17 protein-coding genes are annotated in these 16,822 nt (G+C 64.3%); 2 read left to right on the plus strand and 15 right to left on the minus strand.

The window, feature by feature from the left end; all coding sequences use genetic code 11:
* Window positions 1-21: 21 nt before the first annotated feature.
* On the minus strand, window positions 22-1,356 hold the full coding sequence (locus XH80_RS12975) for a replication-associated recombination protein A (protein WP_271598924.1): 1,335 nt from the start codon (window positions 1,354-1,356) through the stop codon (window positions 22-24).
* The gene (locus XH80_RS12980; protein WP_271598925.1) at window positions 1,353-2,756 is read right to left on the minus strand and encodes a DegQ family serine endoprotease; all 1,404 of its coding nucleotides are present in this window, start codon (window positions 2,754-2,756) and stop codon (window positions 1,353-1,355) included. Before XH80_RS12980 ends, XH80_RS12975 begins: the two co-directional genes overlap by 4 nt.
* Before the next feature lie 312 nt (window positions 2,757-3,068).
* On the opposite strand from XH80_RS12980, the gene XH80_RS12985 reads away from it, so the two are divergent.
* The gene (locus XH80_RS12985) at window positions 3,069-4,700 is read left to right on the plus strand and encodes an OprO/OprP family phosphate-selective porin (RefSeq protein ID WP_271598926.1); all 1,632 of its coding nucleotides are present in this window, start codon (window positions 3,069-3,071) and stop codon (window positions 4,698-4,700) included.
* A 37-nt stretch (window positions 4,701-4,737) separates the two neighbouring features.
* Here XH80_RS12985 and XH80_RS12990 read toward each other — a convergent pair whose 3' ends face one another.
* Complete coding sequence (locus tag XH80_RS12990; protein ID WP_271598927.1) at window positions 4,738-5,115, minus strand: winged helix-turn-helix transcriptional regulator; 378 nt, start codon at window positions 5,113-5,115, stop codon at window positions 4,738-4,740.
* Window positions 5,116-5,234: 119 nt separating this feature from the next.
* Here XH80_RS12990 and XH80_RS12995 point away from each other — a divergent pair, with 119 nt between their 5' ends.
* Entirely contained in the window at window positions 5,235-6,248 is a 1,014-nt protein-coding gene (locus tag XH80_RS12995; RefSeq protein ID WP_271598928.1) for a zinc-binding alcohol dehydrogenase family protein, read from the plus strand.
* A 112-nt stretch (window positions 6,249-6,360) separates the two neighbouring features.
* On the opposite strand, the gene hisC is transcribed toward XH80_RS12995, so the two are convergent.
* The 12 genes from hisC to rpsE all read right to left on the minus strand — a co-directional run bounded on the left by hisC (window position 6,361) and on the right by rpsE (window position 16,815).
* The gene (gene hisC, locus XH80_RS13000) at window positions 6,361-7,419 is read right to left on the minus strand and encodes a histidinol-phosphate transaminase (RefSeq protein ID WP_271598929.1); all 1,059 of its coding nucleotides are present in this window, start codon (window positions 7,417-7,419) and stop codon (window positions 6,361-6,363) included.
* Complete coding sequence (locus tag XH80_RS13005) at window positions 7,416-8,738, minus strand: chloride channel protein (RefSeq protein ID WP_271598930.1); 1,323 nt, start codon at window positions 8,736-8,738, stop codon at window positions 7,416-7,418. Before XH80_RS13005 ends, hisC begins: the two co-directional genes overlap by 4 nt.
* A gap of 88 nt (window positions 8,739-8,826) precedes the next feature.
* Window positions 8,827-9,615: an SDR family NAD(P)-dependent oxidoreductase gene (locus XH80_RS13010; RefSeq protein ID WP_271598931.1), complete on the minus strand. Its 789-nt coding sequence runs from the start codon at window positions 9,613-9,615 to the stop codon at window positions 8,827-8,829.
* Window positions 9,616-9,959: 344 nt separating this feature from the next.
* Window positions 9,960-10,376 carry a 50S ribosomal protein L17 gene (rplQ, locus tag XH80_RS13015; RefSeq protein WP_057745449.1) on the minus strand — a complete coding sequence of 139 codons (417 nt, stop codon included), beginning with the start codon at window positions 10,374-10,376 and terminating at the stop codon, window positions 9,960-9,962.
* 244 nt (window positions 10,377-10,620) lie between these two features.
* Window positions 10,621-11,652, minus strand: a complete 1,032-nt coding sequence (locus tag XH80_RS13020) for a DNA-directed RNA polymerase subunit alpha (RefSeq protein ID WP_057745452.1) — start codon at window positions 11,650-11,652, stop codon at window positions 10,621-10,623.
* 111 nt (window positions 11,653-11,763) lie between these two features.
* The gene (gene rpsK, locus XH80_RS13025) at window positions 11,764-12,153 is read right to left on the minus strand and encodes a 30S ribosomal protein S11 (RefSeq protein ID WP_007603045.1); all 390 of its coding nucleotides are present in this window, start codon (window positions 12,151-12,153) and stop codon (window positions 11,764-11,766) included.
* 121 nt (window positions 12,154-12,274) lie between these two features.
* The gene (gene rpsM, locus XH80_RS13030; RefSeq protein ID WP_014494511.1) at window positions 12,275-12,643 is read right to left on the minus strand and encodes a 30S ribosomal protein S13; all 369 of its coding nucleotides are present in this window, start codon (window positions 12,641-12,643) and stop codon (window positions 12,275-12,277) included.
* 188 nt (window positions 12,644-12,831) lie between these two features.
* Window positions 12,832-13,680, minus strand: coding sequence for an adenylate kinase (locus tag XH80_RS13035; RefSeq protein WP_271598932.1), 849 nt, complete (start codon window positions 13,678-13,680; stop codon window positions 12,832-12,834).
* A gap of 280 nt (window positions 13,681-13,960) precedes the next feature.
* Window positions 13,961-15,292, minus strand: a complete 1,332-nt coding sequence (gene secY, locus XH80_RS13040) for a preprotein translocase subunit SecY (RefSeq protein ID WP_057745459.1) — start codon at window positions 15,290-15,292, stop codon at window positions 13,961-13,963.
* Between the two features lie 150 nt (window positions 15,293-15,442).
* Window positions 15,443-15,928 (minus strand): 50S ribosomal protein L15, encoded by a 486-nt coding sequence (gene rplO, locus XH80_RS13045; protein ID WP_271598933.1) that lies wholly within the window; start codon window positions 15,926-15,928, stop codon window positions 15,443-15,445.
* Between the two features lie 61 nt (window positions 15,929-15,989).
* The gene (rpmD, locus tag XH80_RS13050) at window positions 15,990-16,196 is read right to left on the minus strand and encodes a 50S ribosomal protein L30 (protein ID WP_057745463.1); all 207 of its coding nucleotides are present in this window, start codon (window positions 16,194-16,196) and stop codon (window positions 15,990-15,992) included.
* A gap of 25 nt (window positions 16,197-16,221) precedes the next feature.
* Window positions 16,222-16,815, minus strand: a complete 594-nt coding sequence (rpsE, locus tag XH80_RS13055; protein ID WP_057745465.1) for a 30S ribosomal protein S5 — start codon at window positions 16,813-16,815, stop codon at window positions 16,222-16,224.
* Window positions 16,816-16,822 lie beyond the last annotated feature (7 nt).

Here is a 16,822-nt window from a genome sequence, read left to right on the forward strand (position 1 = left end):
GTCACGGCGAAATGGCCACCTCTAACGCGAACCCCGCTCCTTGCGCAGCTTGGCCCAGTAATCCAGCCGTTTCCTGATCTCGCGCTCGAAGCCGCGCTCAGGCGGATCGTAGAAGGTCTGGCGTCCCAGGGCCTCCGGGAAGTAGTCCTGCCCCGAAAAAGCGTCGGGGGCGTCGTGGTCGTATTCGTAGCCTGAGCCGTAGCCTTCCGACTTCATCAGCTTGGTCGGCGAATTCAGGATGTGCTTTGGCGGCAGCAGCGAGCCGGCCTGTTTTGCCACCTGCATCGCCGTGCCGAAGGCCGTATAGACCGCGTTCGATTTCGGCGCGGTGGCGAGATAGACCACGGCTTGCGCGATCGCTAGCTCGCCTTCGGGATGGCCGAGGAAATCGAAGGCGTCCTTGGCCGCATTGGCGATGACGAGCGCCTGCGGATCGGCAAGGCCGATGTCCTCCACCGCCATGCGTACCACGCGGCGCGCCAGGAACAGCGGGTCCTCGCCGGCATCGAGCATGCGGCAGAGATAATACAGCGCAGCATCGGGATCGGAGCCCCGCACCGATTTATGCAGCGCCGAGATCAGGTTGTAATGGCCGTCGGCCGATTTGTCGTAGATCGGCGCGCGCCGTTGCAGGATGTCCTGCAATTGCGCGGCGTTGAAGATTTCATCTGCCCGCGCCGAGCGCCAGACTTCCTCGGCGAGCGTCAGCGACGCGCGGCCGTCGCCATCGGCCATGCGCACCAGCACCGCCCTCGCCTCCGCATCGAGCGGCAGCTTGCGGCCCTCCACCGCCTCGGCATGCGCGAACAGCTTTTCGATCGCGGCGGCATCGAGCGAGCGAAACACCAGCACCCGTGCGCGGGACAAAAGCGCCGCGTTGAGCTCGAAGGACGGATTTTCCGTGGTGGCGCCGACCATGACCACGGTGCCGTCTTCCATCACAGGCAGAAACGAATCCTGCTGGGCGCGGTTGAAGCGGTGCACCTCGTCCACGAACAGCAGGGTGCCCTTGCCCATCTCGCGGCGGGCGCGCGCGGCATCGAACGCCTTCTTGAGGTCGGCGACGCCGGAGAACACCGCGGAGATCTGCTCGAAATGCAGGTCGGTCGCATCCGCGAGCAGCCGCGCCACGGTGGTCTTGCCGGTGCCGGGCGGGCCCCAGAACACCAGCGATCCGAGCGTGCGCGTCTCCAGCATGCGCGTCAGCGCGCCGTCGGGCCCGAGGATGTGATCCTGGCCGACGACCTCCGACAGCGTCCGCGGCCGCAGCCTGTCAGGCAGCGGATGCGGGGCATCGTGATCGAGCCCCGCCGCGGCGAAGAGAGTTGGCGTCTGCTGTGGTCGCTTCGGACTCATCCGCCCAGCGTGACGTTGATCTGCTGACCGCCCCGCACCAGCGTGATGCGCCAGAGCCGCTGGTTGACGGCCGCCGCCTTCTCGAGGTCGCCGGTCTTGCCGATCTTCTGGTTGTTGACGGCCAGGATGATGTCGCCCTTCTGGAAGCCGACCTGGGCGGCGGGCGAGTCATCACCGAGATCGGTGATGACGACACCTTCGGTGTCGGCGTCGAGATGCAGCTCGTCGGCAACCGCAGGCGTGATGGTCGAGACCTTGGCGCCCTGGAACGGCGAGCGGGCGGTGACGACGAGCTCATTGCGGCCGGTATCGGGCGCGGTCTCGAGCGCGATCGTCAGCTTGATCGGCTTGCCGCCGCGCTGCACGTCGATCTGCGCCGTGCCGCCGATCGGGCGAGTGGCAAAGCGATAGTCAAACGCGTTGGGATCGTCCACGGCCTGGCCGTCGATGCCGGTGATGAGGTCGGAGGATTTCAACCCGGCCTTCGCCGCAGGCCCATTGGGAACGACGCTCGCGACCAGCGCACCGCTTGGCGAACGCAGGCCCAGACTATCGGCGATCTCCGGCGTCACCGCCTGCAGCTTCGCGCCAAGCCATGGCCGCTTCACCGCCTTGCCGCCGCTCTTGGCGGAGGCGACGACGACGCGCACCATATTGGCGGGAATTGCGAAGCCGATGCCCTGCGAGCCGCCGGAGCGCGAATAGATCGCGGTGTTGATGCCGGCGAGCCTGCCGTTCATGTCGACCAGCGCGCCGCCGGAATTGCCGGGATTGATCGCAGCATCGGTCTGGATGAAGAACTGATAGTCGGTGATGCCGACCTGGGTGCGCGCCAGCGCCGAGATGATGCCGTGGGTCACGGTCTGGCCGACGCCGAAGGGGTTGCCGATCGCCATCACGACGTCGCCGACCATCAGCTCGTCCGAATTGGTGAATTCGAGCGCCGGGAACTTTTCCTTGGCATCCTTCAGGCGCAGCACCGCGAGATCGCTGCGGGAGTCCTTCAACACGATCTCGGCCTCGAACTCGCGCTTGTCCGACAGCGACACCTTCACCTGGTCGGCACCTTCGATGACGTGGACGTTGGTGACGACGAGCCCGGAGGCGTCGACGATCACGCCCGAGCCCAGCGATCGCTGCACCTGCTCCTGCTGCTGGCCGCCGCCGAAGAAACGGCGGAAGATGGGGTCGTCCAGCAGCGGGTTGCGGTTCTGTACCACCTTGGCGGCATAGACGTTGACGACCGCCGGTTGCACCCGCTGCACGATCGGCGCATAGGACAACCGCAGCTCGGCCTGCGACGAGGGCACGCGACGGTCCTGCGCCGCAGCCGGATTGAAGTGGGCCGAAAAGCCTATGCACAATGCCGTGACGACGGCGGTCAAGTTCGCTCGAAACATCCCTACCTCTTGGAAAAGACGCCGGAATATAGGCGCGTTCGCCCCCCAATAGAAGGGCGCCGGGCGGCAATATTCAGCCCCTTTCCGGTGTGTCCCACCTGCAAGCGCAGCGTGCGAAATCACAATCTGCCGCGACGATGGATTGGCATGATGCGCATCATCCTGCATGCTCGTGCCAGGCGGATTCGGTTGCGGCGAATTGGCATCAGTGGGAACCGCAGAGCCGGGCGCGCGCGTCGCGGGGCAGTCATCGATCACTCTTAGGCTCTCCCGTTGCGACTTGGGGAAGTTCGTCAAAGGATGGAGCACGATATGAGCAGGACAAGACTAGCAGCCACGGCGATCGGTCTCGCCGGCGTGCTGACGGCTTCACAGGCCCAGGCCCAATCGGCCAGTACCAGCGAGCAGGAGATCGCGCTCCTGAAGCAGCAGTTGAAAATGCTGGAGCAGAAGCTCGACAAGCTCCAGAGCCAGACCGCCGCGAACACGGCCGCCACGGCGAAAGCCAGGCAGGAAGCGAAGGCCGAGGCCAAGGCTGAAGCGCGCTCCGAGGCGAAAGCCGCCCTCGCCAATGCCAACGCGGCCATTCCGGTCAAGGGCCCGGTGGCCCCATCAGGCGTCGTGGTGACGATGCCGAACAACCGGCCGACCATCTGCACCGCGGACGAGCAGAACTGCGTTGCCATCACGAGCCGCGTGCACTGGGATGTCGGAGGGTACAATTACCGCCCCGACACGGCATCAACTGTGCCGCAAAAGCTCGACAGCGGCGAGAACATCCGCCGTGCCCGTATCGGCATCGTCGGCAAGTTCTTCGGCGACTGGAACTACTCCCTGATCTACGATTTCGGCGGCACGTCCGACGGTTTTGGCGGCACTGGTGCGGCCGGCGCCACCGCCGTCGGCTTCCTGCCCGGCGGCGGCACGTCGGGCATCGAAAATGCCTTTCTCAGCTACACCGGCCTGAAGCCGTTCGGCGGCAAGATGGCGGTGGAAGCCGGCGTCATGGACATTGCCTGGACGCTCGACGAGTCCACCAGCTCCAACGACATCATGTTCCTGGAGCGCGCCTCGGCTGGCGTGATCGCGCAGAACATCGCAGCCGGTGACTTCCGCTCCGCCGTCGGTACCCGCTGGTGGAATGACCAGCTCTGGGTGGGTGCCTATGTCACCGGACCGACCACAGGCCAGATCCACTCGGCCTCCAGCGTCTCCCCGCCCGGCAGCAGCGAGCAATATGGCGCAGTCGCCCGCATTGCCGGTAACCCGATCAGCGGCAACGGCTACTCCTTGCATATCGGTGCCGATGCGGAATGGCTGATCCAGCCGCCGCGCAATTTGGTGACGCAGGCGCAGACGCTGACGCTCAGCGATCGGCCCGAACTGCGGATCGACCCGACGACGCTGATCTCGACCGGCGCGATTGCCAATGTGTCAGGCGCGCAGGTCTACGGCGTCGAAGCGGCCGCGACCTACGGCTCGTTCATCGCGCAGGGCGAATATTACTGGTTCAACGTTGACCGCACCGCGAATACCGGCCTGCCGCCATTCGGCGCGTCGAGCCTGAAATTCGATGGCGGCTACGCGCAGGTCGGCTACGTGCTGACCGGCGAGAGCCGAGCCTACAATGCGGCGAGCGCCTCGTACGGCGGCATCAAGCCGGCCAATCCCTTCTCGCTGGCCGGTGGCGGCTGGGGTGCCTGGGAAATCGCCGGACGCGTGAGCACGATGAATCTGAACGATCAGCTCGCGACCGCCGCCGGCATCGCGGGGGGACGCCAGACCATCTACACCGCGGCGCTGAACTGGTACGTCAACAACAACGTCCGCTTCATGCTCGACTATCTGCATGGCGACATCGCCAAGCAGGCAAGTGCCACCTCCTCGGTGAACACGGGCTCGACGTTCAACGCCGTGGCGATGCGCACGCAGGTCGCGTTCTGAGGCTCTCATCCGGGAGCGGCACGCCGCTCCCGGAGCTTTACGCCGCGCGCTTCGGCTTCTTCACGACCACAGGCGGCGGTGCGCAGGACAGCCGCTGCTGATGGCTCTCGCCCCAGGCTTTCAGAATATCGATTACCGGCCGCAGGCTCTCGCCTAACTCGGAGAGGCAATACTCCACGCGCGGCGGCACCTCGGCATAGACCTTGCGGATGACGAGCTTGTCCTCCTCCAGCGCGCGAAGCTGCTTGGTGAGCATGCGCTGGGTGATGCCGGGCATCGTGCGCCGCAATTCGCCGAAGCGCCGGGTGCCGCTCTGCAGGTGATAGAGGATCACGCCCTTCCATTTGCCGTCGATCAGGTCCAGCGTCGCCTCGACCGAGCAGCCGGGACGACGGGCAAAATCGCGCCGTTTCATGCGTTTTTCCCAATAGTATCCAAACAGGGACTATATCCCCGAATGTACAGTACTTGCCAAATTGGAGCCAGCGCGACAGGTAAGACGCGGGCGAAAACGCCATCTGATGGAGACAAGCCATGAAGGCCGTCGGCTACAAGAAGTCGCTTCCGATCGAGGATCAGGACGCGTTGATCGATTTCGAGACCGCCAAGCCAGAGCCGAAGGGACGCGACATCCGCGTCGCCGTGAAGGCGATCTCGGCCAATCCCGTCGATTACAAGGTGCGCAAGCGCGCCGCGCCGCCCGAGGGCGAGACCAAGATCTTGGGCTATGACGCCGCCGGCATCGTCGATGCGGTCGGGCCCGAGGTCACGCTGTTCAAGCCGGGCGACGAGGTGTTTTACGCGGGCTCGATCCTGCGCCAGGGCACCAATGCCGAATTCCACCTGGTGGACGAACGCATCGTCGGCAACAAGCCGAAATCGCTCTCCTTCGCGCAGGCCGCGGCGCTTCCCCTCACCTCCATTACAGCGTGGGAATTGCTGTTCGATCGCCTCGGCGCCGTACCGGGCAAGAGTGTCGATCCGCGCGCGCTTCTCATCACCGGCGGCGCCGGCGGCGTCGGCTCGATCCTGATCCAGCTCGCCCGCCGCCTCACCGGCCTCACCGTGGTTGCGACCGCGACGCGGCCGGAATCGCAGAAATGGTGCCTCGATCTCGGCGCGCATGCGGTGATCGATCACGGCAAGCCGATGAAGGAGCAGATCGAGAAGCTCAAGCTGCCGCCGGTCGCGCTGGTCGCGAGCCTTACCTTCACCGATCAGCACTACAAGAGCATCGCCGAGTTCATGGCGCCGCAGGGCCGGTTCGGCCTGATCGACGATCCCCCGGAATTCACCATGAGCACGTTCAAGGGCAAGGCGATCTCGGTGCACTGGGAATCGATGTTCACGCGCTCCTCGTTCCAGACGCCTGACATGATCGCGCAACATCACCTGCTCAACGACGTCGCCGATCTGATCGACAAGGGCGTGCTGCGTACCACGCTCGACCAGACCTTCGGCACAATCAACGCCGCTAATCTCAAGCGCGCGCACGCGCTGCTCGAGAGCGGCAAGTCGCGCGGCAAGATCGTGCTGGAAGGGTGGTAGGCAACGGCTGCGTAGGGTGGGCAAAGGCGCGCTTGCGCCGTGCCCACCATCTCGCGATGGCGGCAAGAGATGGTGGGCACGCTACGCTTTGCCCACCCTACGATTTCTCGCTCTATCGCAATATCCCGGACAACGCCGACAACAGCCGATCGATCTGCTCATCGGTGCCGACGGTGATGCGCAGGAAATCCGAGATGCGCGGCGCCGAGAAGTGACGGACGATCACCGCCTGCTCCCGTAGCGCCGCCGCAAGCTTGGCCCCCTCGTGCGCGGGATGGCGCGCGAAGACGAAATTGGCGAGCGAGGGCAGCACCTCGAAACCGGCGCTTTTCAAGCCGCGGGTCAGCCGCTCCCTGCCCTCGATCACGCGACGGCGGCCTTGCTGGAAATAAGCATCGTCCTCGAGGGACGCGATCGCACCTTCCTGGGCAGGCCGGCCGAGCGGATATGAATTGAAGCTGTCCTTCACGCGCGTCAGCGCATCGATCAGATCGGCGTCCCCAATGGCATATCCGACGCGAAGCCCGGCGAGAGCGCGCGACTTGGACATGGTCTGCACGACCAGGAGATTGCGATGAGACGCGACCAGCGGAATCGCCGTCTCGGCGCCGAAATCGACATAGGCCTCGTCCACGACGACGGGCACATCAGGGTGGTCGTCGAGCAGTGTCGCGATCTCGACACGTGACAGCGCGATGCCTGTCGGTGCGTTCGGATTGGGGATGATGATCGCGCCGGCCGGCCGGCGATAATCGGTGGTGCGGATCTGCATGGCCTGATCGAGCGGCACGGTCTCGCAGGTGATGCCGAACAGGCGGCAATAGACCGGATAGAAACTGTAGGTGATATCGGGAAACAGCAGCGGCGCATCGTGCTTCAGCAGCGCGACGAAGGCGTGCGCCAGCACCTCGTCCGAGCCGTTGCCGACGAACACCTGTTCGGGCCTCACGCCGTGATAGGCGGCAAGGGCCGCCCGCAGCGCGGTCGCCTGCGGGTCCGGATAGAGACGCAACGTATCGGCCGCCGCGCCCCGGATCGCCTCCAGCGCACGCGGCGACGGACCAAGCGGGTTCTCGTTGGTGTTGAGCTTGACCAGATCCGCCATGCGCGGCTGCTCGCCCGGCACGTAGGGTTCCAGCTCATGCGTCAAGCTGCTCCAGAAACGGCTCATCTTCCTTCTCCCTCACGCGGACGCGTGGCGCGCTCGACGAAGCCCTTTGCGAGCGCGTGATAGATGCCCTCCTCGCAGATCATCCGCGAGACGAAATGCGCGATCAGCGCCGCCGCCATCAGCGGCACCACCATGCCGTGATTGTCGGTCATCTCGGTCACGATCACGAAGGCGGTGATTGGCGCCTGCACGACGCCGGCGAAATACGAGACCATGCCGAGCAGCATGATCGCACCGAGCGGCGCGTCGTGGAAGAACGCGGCGATGTTGCTGCCGATGCCGGCGCCGACGGCGAGCGAGGGCGAAAAGATGCCGCCCGGTATGCCGCTGATCGCGGCGAAGCTCGTCGCCAGCAGCTTGAGCACGCCAAAATCCTGCGGCAGCGGGGTGCCGTGATCCAGCGCCTCTTTCACCTGCACGTACCCCGTGCCGTAGACGGTGTCGCCGGATACCAGGCCGCAAATGGCGACCGCGAGGCCGCAGGCAAAGGCGAACCACAGCGGATGGCCCTTGATCGCGCGTCCGAGCGGGCTCTTGAAACCGCGCGCCATGGCGATGACGACGCGGCTGAACAGGCCGCCGGCGAGGCCACCGACGACGCCGCAGGCCGGAACGGCCAGCCAGTCGGCGCCACGCGAGAGCATCATCGCGCTGCTGCCGAAATAGGCGTAATTGCCGGCCAACGCGAGCGAGGTCAGGCCGGCCGCGATCACGGCGGCAATGATCAGGCTGGATGTGCGGGTCTCGAAGGCGCGGCTCATCTCCTCGATGCCGAAGACGATTCCCGCCAGCGGCGTGTTGAAGGCCGCGGCGACGCCGGCGGCGGCTCCGGCCAGGATCAATCCAGGCTGGCGGCGCGGCGAGACACGACCGAGCGCGAACATGATGGAGGCGCCGACCTGAACGGTCGGCCCTTCCCGCCCCACGGAGCCGCCGCACAGCAGCCCGAACAGCGTCAGGATCATCTTGCCGATCGCGATCCGGATCGAGACCAGGCTCTCGCGCGCGGCCTGATCGGTCAGCTGCCGCGCGGCGATCGCCTGTGGAATGCCGCTGCCCTGCGCATTCGGGAACAAACGGAGGGTCATATAGGCCGACAGCATGAAGCCGAGCGGCGTCACCGCGAGCACGGCATAGCGCGACTTCGCCAACAGGAGTGCGAAGGCGTACTGCGCGAGATCGGCAAGCTGCGCCAGCGCCACGGCTGCTGCGCCGACCCCGATCCCGCCGAGCAGAAAGATCGCCCGCCGCTGCCAGCGTGCGGAGGTCAGCCTGAACAGGCGCTTGTGGCGGGTCGAGAGGGGCCAGGGCCAGAGCATGGAGGCCCCGTTTTAGCCAGTCCCGCCACGAATGAAAGGGGGCGCAAGAGCAGAGCAGCTAGGCGGCCCCTCCAGCGCCAATCGCGGCTTAAGCAATGGTGTTGACGATGCCGCCTTCGGCACGCAGCGCCGCACCGTTGGTCGCTGATGCCTCCTTCGAGGCGACATAGACCACCATGTTGGCGATCTCCTCGACACTGGCAAAACGCTGGATCAGCGAGCTCGGGCGATGCTGCCTGACGAAATTGGCGGCGGCTTCATCCACCGATTGCCCGTTCTGCCTGGCCAGATCCTTCACGAAAGTCTCGACGCCCTCGGACATGGTCGGGCCAGGCAGCACCGAATTCACGGTGACGGCGGTGCCCTGAGTGAGCTGCGCGAGGCCACGGGCGACCGCGAGCTGAGCCGTCTTGGTCATGCCGTAGTGAATCATCTCGGCGGGAATATTGAGGCCGGACTCCGAGGAGATGAAGACGATGCGGCCCCAATTGCGCTTCAGCATGCCCTGCATGTAGGCGCGCGAGAGCCGCACGCCGCTCATCACGTTGACCTCGAAGAAACGGATCCAGTCCTCGTCCGGAATCTCGAAAAAGCCCTTCGGCTCGAAGATGCCGGCATTGTTGATGAGGATGTCGACCTCGGGCAGCGCCGCAACCAGCGCCTTGCAGCCGGCCGCGGTCGAGACGTCGGCGGCGATGCCGCGCACCTTGGCACCCGCCCCCTCCAACTTGCGCACAGCGGCATCGACCTTGTCCTGGCCGCGTCCGTTGATCACGACGCTCGCACCAGAGCCCGCAAGGCCCTTCGCGATGGCGTGGCCGATGCCGGCAGTCGAGCCGGTGACGAGGGCAGTCTTTCCGGAAAGATCGATCTTCATATGTCATCTCCGCTGAGGTTGAAGCGGATATCGTGCGCTGCACGGGCGGGTGCAATCACCGCTCACCGATGCGTGAGAGCTGCCACAACGGCAAATTTGTAGGGTGGGCAGAGCGGCCTGTCCGCCGAAGCTCGAAGAGCGAAGGCGGAAGCGTGCCCACCATCTGCAGGTGGTGGGCACGGCGCGCGAAGCACGCGCGCCTTTGCCCACCCTACGGCACCATTTCTTTGGTTGCAGCGTTCTGACAAACGCGAGTGCCGAATTTGTGGGATTGATTGGCCGAATTCCCCAAACAAAAACGGCGCCCGAAGGCGCCGTTTTCAAACTCAATGCTGCGATTTGGCTTACGCCGCCTCGGCTTCCTTCGCCTGCACCGGACCTGAGTCCTGGCCCTTGGCATCGACGTCGCGATCGACGAACTCGATCACGGCCATCGCGGCGTTGTCGCCGTAGCGGAAGCCCGCCTTGATGATGCGGGTATAGCCGCCCTGACGATCCTTGTAGCGGGGCGCCAACACGTCGAACAGCTTCTTGACCTGGTCCTTGTCGCGCATCTCGGAGATGGCCTGGCGGCGCATCGACAGGCCGCCCTTCTTGCCGAGGGTGACCAGCTTCTCGACGATCGGACGAAGCTCCTTGGCCTTCGGCAGTGTGGTGACGATCTGCTCGTGCTTGATCAGCGCGGCCGCCATGTTGGCGAACATCGCGCGGCGATGCTCGGCCGTGCGGTTGAGCTTCCGATGAACCTTGCCGTGACGCATGTAACTATTCCTTGTTCTAGAACTGCCGCGACGGTTCGTCGGACCAGTTGCTCAGGTGGGCTGCCTGCGTTCGCCCGCGAAAGCGCGAGGCGCTTTCGCTTTCTTGTCAGAGCATGATCCTTGCCGGAAAACCGCTCCGCACTTTTCCTGGATCATGTCGTCATTCCGGACGGCGCGAAGCGACGATCCGGAATCTCGAGGTTCCGGGTTCGATGCTGACGCATCGCCCCGGAACGACGAATTCTCAGTAGTGATCTTCGAAGCGCTTGGCGAGCTCGTCGATGTTCTCCGGCGGCCAGCCCGGCACTTCCATGCCGAGGTGCAGACCCATCTGGGCCAGCACTTCCTTGATCTCGTTCAGCGACTTGCGGCCGAAGTTCGGAGTGCGGAGCATTTCCGCCTCGCTCTTCTGCACGAGGTCGCCGATGTAGACGATGTTGTCGTTCTTCAAGCAGTTGGCCGAACGCACCGACAGCTCGAGCTCGTCCACCTTCTTGAGGAAGGCCGGGTTGAAGGCGAGGTCCGGGATGATCTCCTGGGCGACTTCCTTGCGCGGCTCTTCGAAGTTGACGAACACGTTGAGCTGATCCTGCAGGATGCGGGCGGCGTAGGCCACCGAATCATCCGGCGAGATCGCGCCATTGGTCTCGATCGTCATGGTCAGCTTGTCGTAGTCGAGGATCTGGCCCTCACGGGTGTTCTCGACCTTGTAGGAGACCTTGCGGACCGGCGAGTACAGGCTGTCGACCGGGATCAGGCCGATCGGCGCATCCTCGGGACGGTTGCGCTCGGCGGGCACGTAGCCCTTGCCGGTCGAGACCGTGAACTCCATGCGGATCTCGGCGCCCTCGTCGAGGGTGCAGATCTGCAGGTCCGGGTTGAGCACCACGACGTCGCCCACGGTCTGGATGTCGCCGGCGGTGACGACGCCCGGGCCGGACTTCTTCACGACCATGCGCTTGGGGCCTTCGCCCTGCATCTTGATCGAGATGTCCTTGATGTTGAGCACGATGTCGGTGACGTCCTCACGGACGCCAGCGATCGAGGAGAACTCGTGCAGCACGCCGTCGATGTGCACCGACTGCACCGCCGCGCCCTGGAGCGAGGAGAGCAGGATGCGGCGCAGCGCGTTGCCGAGCGTCTGGCCGAAACCGCGCTCGAGCGGCTCGGCGACGATGGTCGCGAAACGCGAGGGGTCGCTGCCAGGGGTCACCTGGAGCTTGTTCGGCCGAATCAGTTCTTGCCAATTTTTCTGGATCGTCACTGTTTCACCCATACAGGCCAGCCGATTTGAAAATTCAAATACTGGCGTTGGAGAAAGGCCGCAGATCAAACCCGCGGCTTCTTAAAAAAGCATCGCGGGCACCACAGCGCCCGCATCTTCGTATCAGACGCGCCGACGCTTGCGCGGACGGCAACCGTTGTGCGGGATCGTGGTCACGTCGCGAATCGAGGTGACGGTGAAGCCCGCGGCCTGCAGCGCGCGGAGCGCCGACTCACGGCCCGAACCGGGACCGGCGACTTCGACTTCCAGCGTCCGCATGCCGTGCTCCTGCGCCTTCTTGGACACGTCTTCGGCGGCGACCTGCGCGGCATAGGGGGTCGACTTGCGCGAGCCCTTGAAGCCCATCGTGCCGGCGGAGGACCAGGCAATGGTGTTGCCCTGCGCGTCGGTGATGGTGATGGTCGTGTTGTTGAAGGACGAGTTCACGTGCGCGACGCCGGAGGCGATGTTCTTGCGCTCACGACGACGAACGCGGGTGGCTTCCTTGCCCATAGAGTACCTTTCCTGAAGATCTCAAACGCCGCCGTAATGCCAGCGGCTACACCTGTGGAACGAAAGGCGCGTGGCGAAAGGGTTTCCCCTATCGCCACACGCCGCGATTGGAATAGAAAACTTACTTCTTCTTGCCGGCGATGGCCTTGGCCGGACCCTTGCGCGTACGCGCATTGGTGTGGGTACGCTGACCGCGCACCGGCAGACCGCGACGATGACGCAGGCCGCGATAGCAGCCGAGGTCCATCAGACGCTTGATGTTGATACCGACTTCACGACGCAGATCGCCCTCGACGAGATAGTCGCGGTCGATCACTTCGCGGATCTGGAGCACTTCAGCGTCGCTGAGCTGATTGACGCGACGATCCTCGGGGATCTTCACCTTTTCGAGGATCTCACCAGCGATCTTCTGGCCGATGCCATGGATGTACTGGAGCGCGATCAGCACGCGCTTGTTGGTCGGAATGTTCACGCCGGCAATACGGGCCACGGCCTTCTCTCCTGTTGCCGACCCCTCGTCAGGAATCGGGCTTTAAGTGCTTATGTTTCTCGGGCAGGTGTTCACAAACGCGAACACGACGCCCACCCCTGGTCTTCCTGGGGCCCGGCATCGTTTGAAACTATCCGACTTGGATGCGGGGCTTATTAAGGGATTCCGGGGGCTTTCGTCAACCGCCGCTAGCGCTTGGCTCGCTTTTTCGTGACCTTTTTTGCAGCCTTTTTGGCACCTTTTTTGACGGCCTTCTTGGCCGCCTTTTTGACCGTTTTCTTGGCCGTTTTCTTGGCGGTTTTCTTGGCCGTCTTTTTGGCGCCCTTCACGGCCTTTTTGGTAGATTTGGCCGATTTGGCGGCCTTTTTGGCGGATTTCGCCGGCTTTTTGGCTGCCTTCTTGGCCGGCCCTGCCTTGGCGGCGCTCTTGGCGTGAGTTCTGGGCTCGATTGCGCCCAGCGCCAGGAGCTGGCGGTGGATGGCGCGGGTGACCTCATCGATGGCCATCATGCCGTCGATGGTCGAAAGCTTGCGGCGCTCGGAATAGTAGTGAATCAGCGGTTCGGTCTGGCTGCGATAGCTGGCGAGACGCTTGGTCAGGACCTCCGGGGTGTCGTCGACCCGGACCTCCTCCCCGCGCTCCCGCATCTGGGCGACACGGGTCTCGACGCGGTTCAGAAGCGCGCTCTCGTTGACACGAAGTTCGATCACGGCGTCGAGCTTCATGTGCTTGTGCTTCAGCAGCTCGTCCAGCGCTTCGGCCTGCGGCACGGTGCGGGGGAAGCCATCCAGGATGAAGCCGTGCTTGGCGTCCGGCTGGTCGATGCGGTCGGAGATGATTCCGACCACGATATCGTCAGGGACGAGACCGCCGCTTGCCATGATCTCCTTGGCCTTCAGCCCGACCGGCGTGCCGGCCGCGACCGCTGCACGCAACATCTCGCCGGTCGAGAGCTGGACAATACCATAGCGCTGCACCAGCAGCTGCGCCTGGGTCCCTTTGCCTGACCCCGGCGGTCCAAGAAGTATAATTCTCATCGGCGTACGCCCCCCGGATTGGTGAGCGATACGTCGCGCACCCGTGTTTGAAACTTCAGCAACAGTGCAAATCATAATCAGCGCCGCGCCGCTACCCATATCATAAGGGAGCAAGTGCCCGGACGCCAAGAAGGCCTTTGAAATCAGGGATTGCGCTGCAGTGAGAGCAGCTCATCCGATGCGACCAAAGGACGGGCTGATCGCCTTGGCGGACGCCGCGCATCGCTTGCGCGGCGAATCGGGTGGCACAGGCGTGCCGCCCGCGAGAGGACGCCGAGCCCTAGCGGCGGCGGCCTCGCAGCTTCGACTTGCGGATCAGGCCTTCATACTGGTGGGCCAGCAGATAGCCCTGCACCTGCGCCACCGTGTCCATGGTGACGCTGACGACGATCAGCAGCGAGGTGCCGCCGAAGTAGAACGGCACCGAGGCGTAGGAGATCAGGATTTCCGGGATCAAGCAGACGATCGCCAGATAAATCGCACCCAGCACGGTGATGCGCGACAGCACATAGTCGATATATTCGGCCGTGCGCTCGCCCGGACGGATGCCAGGGATGAAGCCGCCGTGCTTCTTCAGATTGTCCGCCGTCTCGGTCGGGTTGAACACGATTGCGGTGTAGAAGAAGGCGAAGAACACGATCAACGCGAGATAGAGCACCAGGAACAGGGGACGGCCGTGGCCGAGCTGGGTGGTGATCCACTGGAACCATTCCGGTCCCTTGCCCGCGTTGAAGTTTGCGACCGTGGTCGGCAGCAACAGCAACGAGGATGCGAAGATCGGCGGGATCACGCCCGACGTGTTGAGCTTGAGCGGCAGATGCGAGGACTGGCCCTCGAACATCTTGTTGCCGACCTGGCGCTTCGGATACTGGATCAGCAGCCGGCGCTGAGCGCGCTCCATGAACACGATGAAGGCGATCACGGCGACTGCCATCACGATCACGATCAGGATCAGGCCGGTCGACATCGCGCCCTGACGGCCGAGCTCGAGCATGTTGGCGAGCGCCGCCGGGAGCTCGGCGACGATGCCGGAGAGAATGATCAGCGAGATGCCGTTGCCAATGCCGCGCGAGGTGATCTGCTCGCCCAGCCACATCAGGAACATGGTGCCGCCGGTCAGCGTGATCGCGGTGGAGAGACGGAAGAACATGCCGGGGTCACTGACGACGTTGCCGGCGCCTTCGAGACCGACCGCGATGCCGTAGGACTGGAACGCGGCCAGGATCACCGTCAGATAGCGCGTGTACTGGTTCAGCGTCTTGCGGCCCGCCTCACCTTCCTTCTTCAGCGCCTCGAGTTGCGGCGAGACGGTGGTCAGGAGCTGGATGATGATCGAGGCCGAGATGTACGGCATGATGTTCAGCGCGAAGATCGCCATGCGGTGGATGCCGCCGCCGGCGAACATGTTGAACATGCCGAGGATGCCGCCTGCCTGCGACTTGAACACCTGCTCCCAGATGTTGGGATCGATGCCGGGCAGCGGGATGTAGGTGCCGAGCCGATAAACGAGCAGCGCACCCAGGGTGAACCAGATACGCTTCTTCAGTTCGTCGGCTTTGGCAAACGCGCCGAAATTGAGGTTGGCTGCCAGTTGTTCCGCTGCTGAGGCCATATTGGACTTTCTCCCGCCGCCTTTTGCGCCGTCATACCCGCGGCCGGGCTACTTTAGCGGACGCCGGACATTATCTGGCGCTTCGGCTTCGATAAGTCCATCGTCCCGCATGCGAAAAGGCCCGCGAGCCGCGGGCCAATGACGCAGTTGTTACGCCGCCTCGCCTTCTTCCTTCGCAGGGGCAAGGATCTTCACCGATCCGCCGGCCTTCTCGACCGCTTCGATCGCGGACTTGGTGGCGCCGTGGACCTCAATGTTCAGCTTGGCCTTGAGCTCGCCACGGCCGAGCAGCCGCAGACCGGCCTTGGCGCGGCGCAGCACGCCCGCCTTCACCAGGGCCTCGACGTTCACGACGTTGCCGGTGTCGAGCTTCTTGGCATCGACCGCATCCTGGAGCCGGTCGAGATTGATCTCGGCGTACTCGACGCGGAAGATGTTGTTGAAGCCGCGCTTGGGCAGACGGCGATGCAACGGCATCTGGCCGCCTTCGAACCCCTTGATGCGCACGCCCGAACGCGCGGTCTGGCCCTTGCCGCCGCGGCCCGACTGCTTGCCCTTGCCCGAACCGATGCCACGGCCGACGCGCATGCGCTTCTTGCGCGAGCCGGCGTTGTCGGCGATATCGCTGAGCTTCATCGCCCTGCTCCTTGTGTTTTGCGCATGATCTGGCCCGAAAACCGGGATCATGCGCGCTATCTTACTTCTCGTCGACGATGCGAACGAGATGGTGAACCTTTTCGATCATGCCGCGGACGGCCGGGGTGTCCGGCAATTCGCTGACGCGGCCGATCTTGTTGAGCTTGAGCCCGATCAGCGTGGAACGCTGCGAGTGATGGCGGCGGATCGCGCTGCCGGTCTGCTCGAGCTTGATCGTCTTTGCGGACTTAGCGGCGTCCTTGGCCATCGTGATCTACTCCGAAAAGCGTTGGTTAGTCCGCAGCCGCCTCGGCATCGCCGCCGATGCGACGACCCTGGAGGGTGGACACCTTGATGTTGCGGCGCGCCGCGACCGAGCGCGGGCTATCCTGATGCTTCAGCGCATCGAAGGTCGCGCGAACCATGTTGTACGGGTTCGACGAGCCGATCGACTTCGCCACCACGTCCTGGACGCCGAGCGTCTCGAACACCGCACGCATCGGACCGCCGGCGATGATGCCGGTACCGGCCGGAGCTGCACGCAGATAGACGCGGCCAGCGCCATGACGGCCGGCGATGTCGTGATGCAGGGTGCGGCCCTCGCGCAGCGACACGCGGGTCAGGTTGCGCTTGGCGGACTCGGTGGCCTTGCGGATCGCCTCAGGCACTTCGCGTGCCTTGCCGTGACCGAAGCCGGCGCGGCCCTTCTGATCGCCGATCACGACGAGCGCTGCGAAACCGAAGCGCTTGCCGCCCTTGACGACCTTGGCCACGCGATTGATGTGGACGAGCTTGTCGACGAACTCGCTGTCGCGCTCCTCGCGCTCCTTGCGTTCACGTCCGCCGCCGCGTTGATCGCGTCCACCACGTTGTTCGCGTTCTGCCATTTTTCCA

The organism is Bradyrhizobium sp. CCBAU 45384 (genome assembly GCF_028128665.1).
GTDB classification, from domain to species: domain Bacteria; phylum Pseudomonadota; class Alphaproteobacteria; order Rhizobiales; family Xanthobacteraceae; genus Bradyrhizobium; species Bradyrhizobium manausense.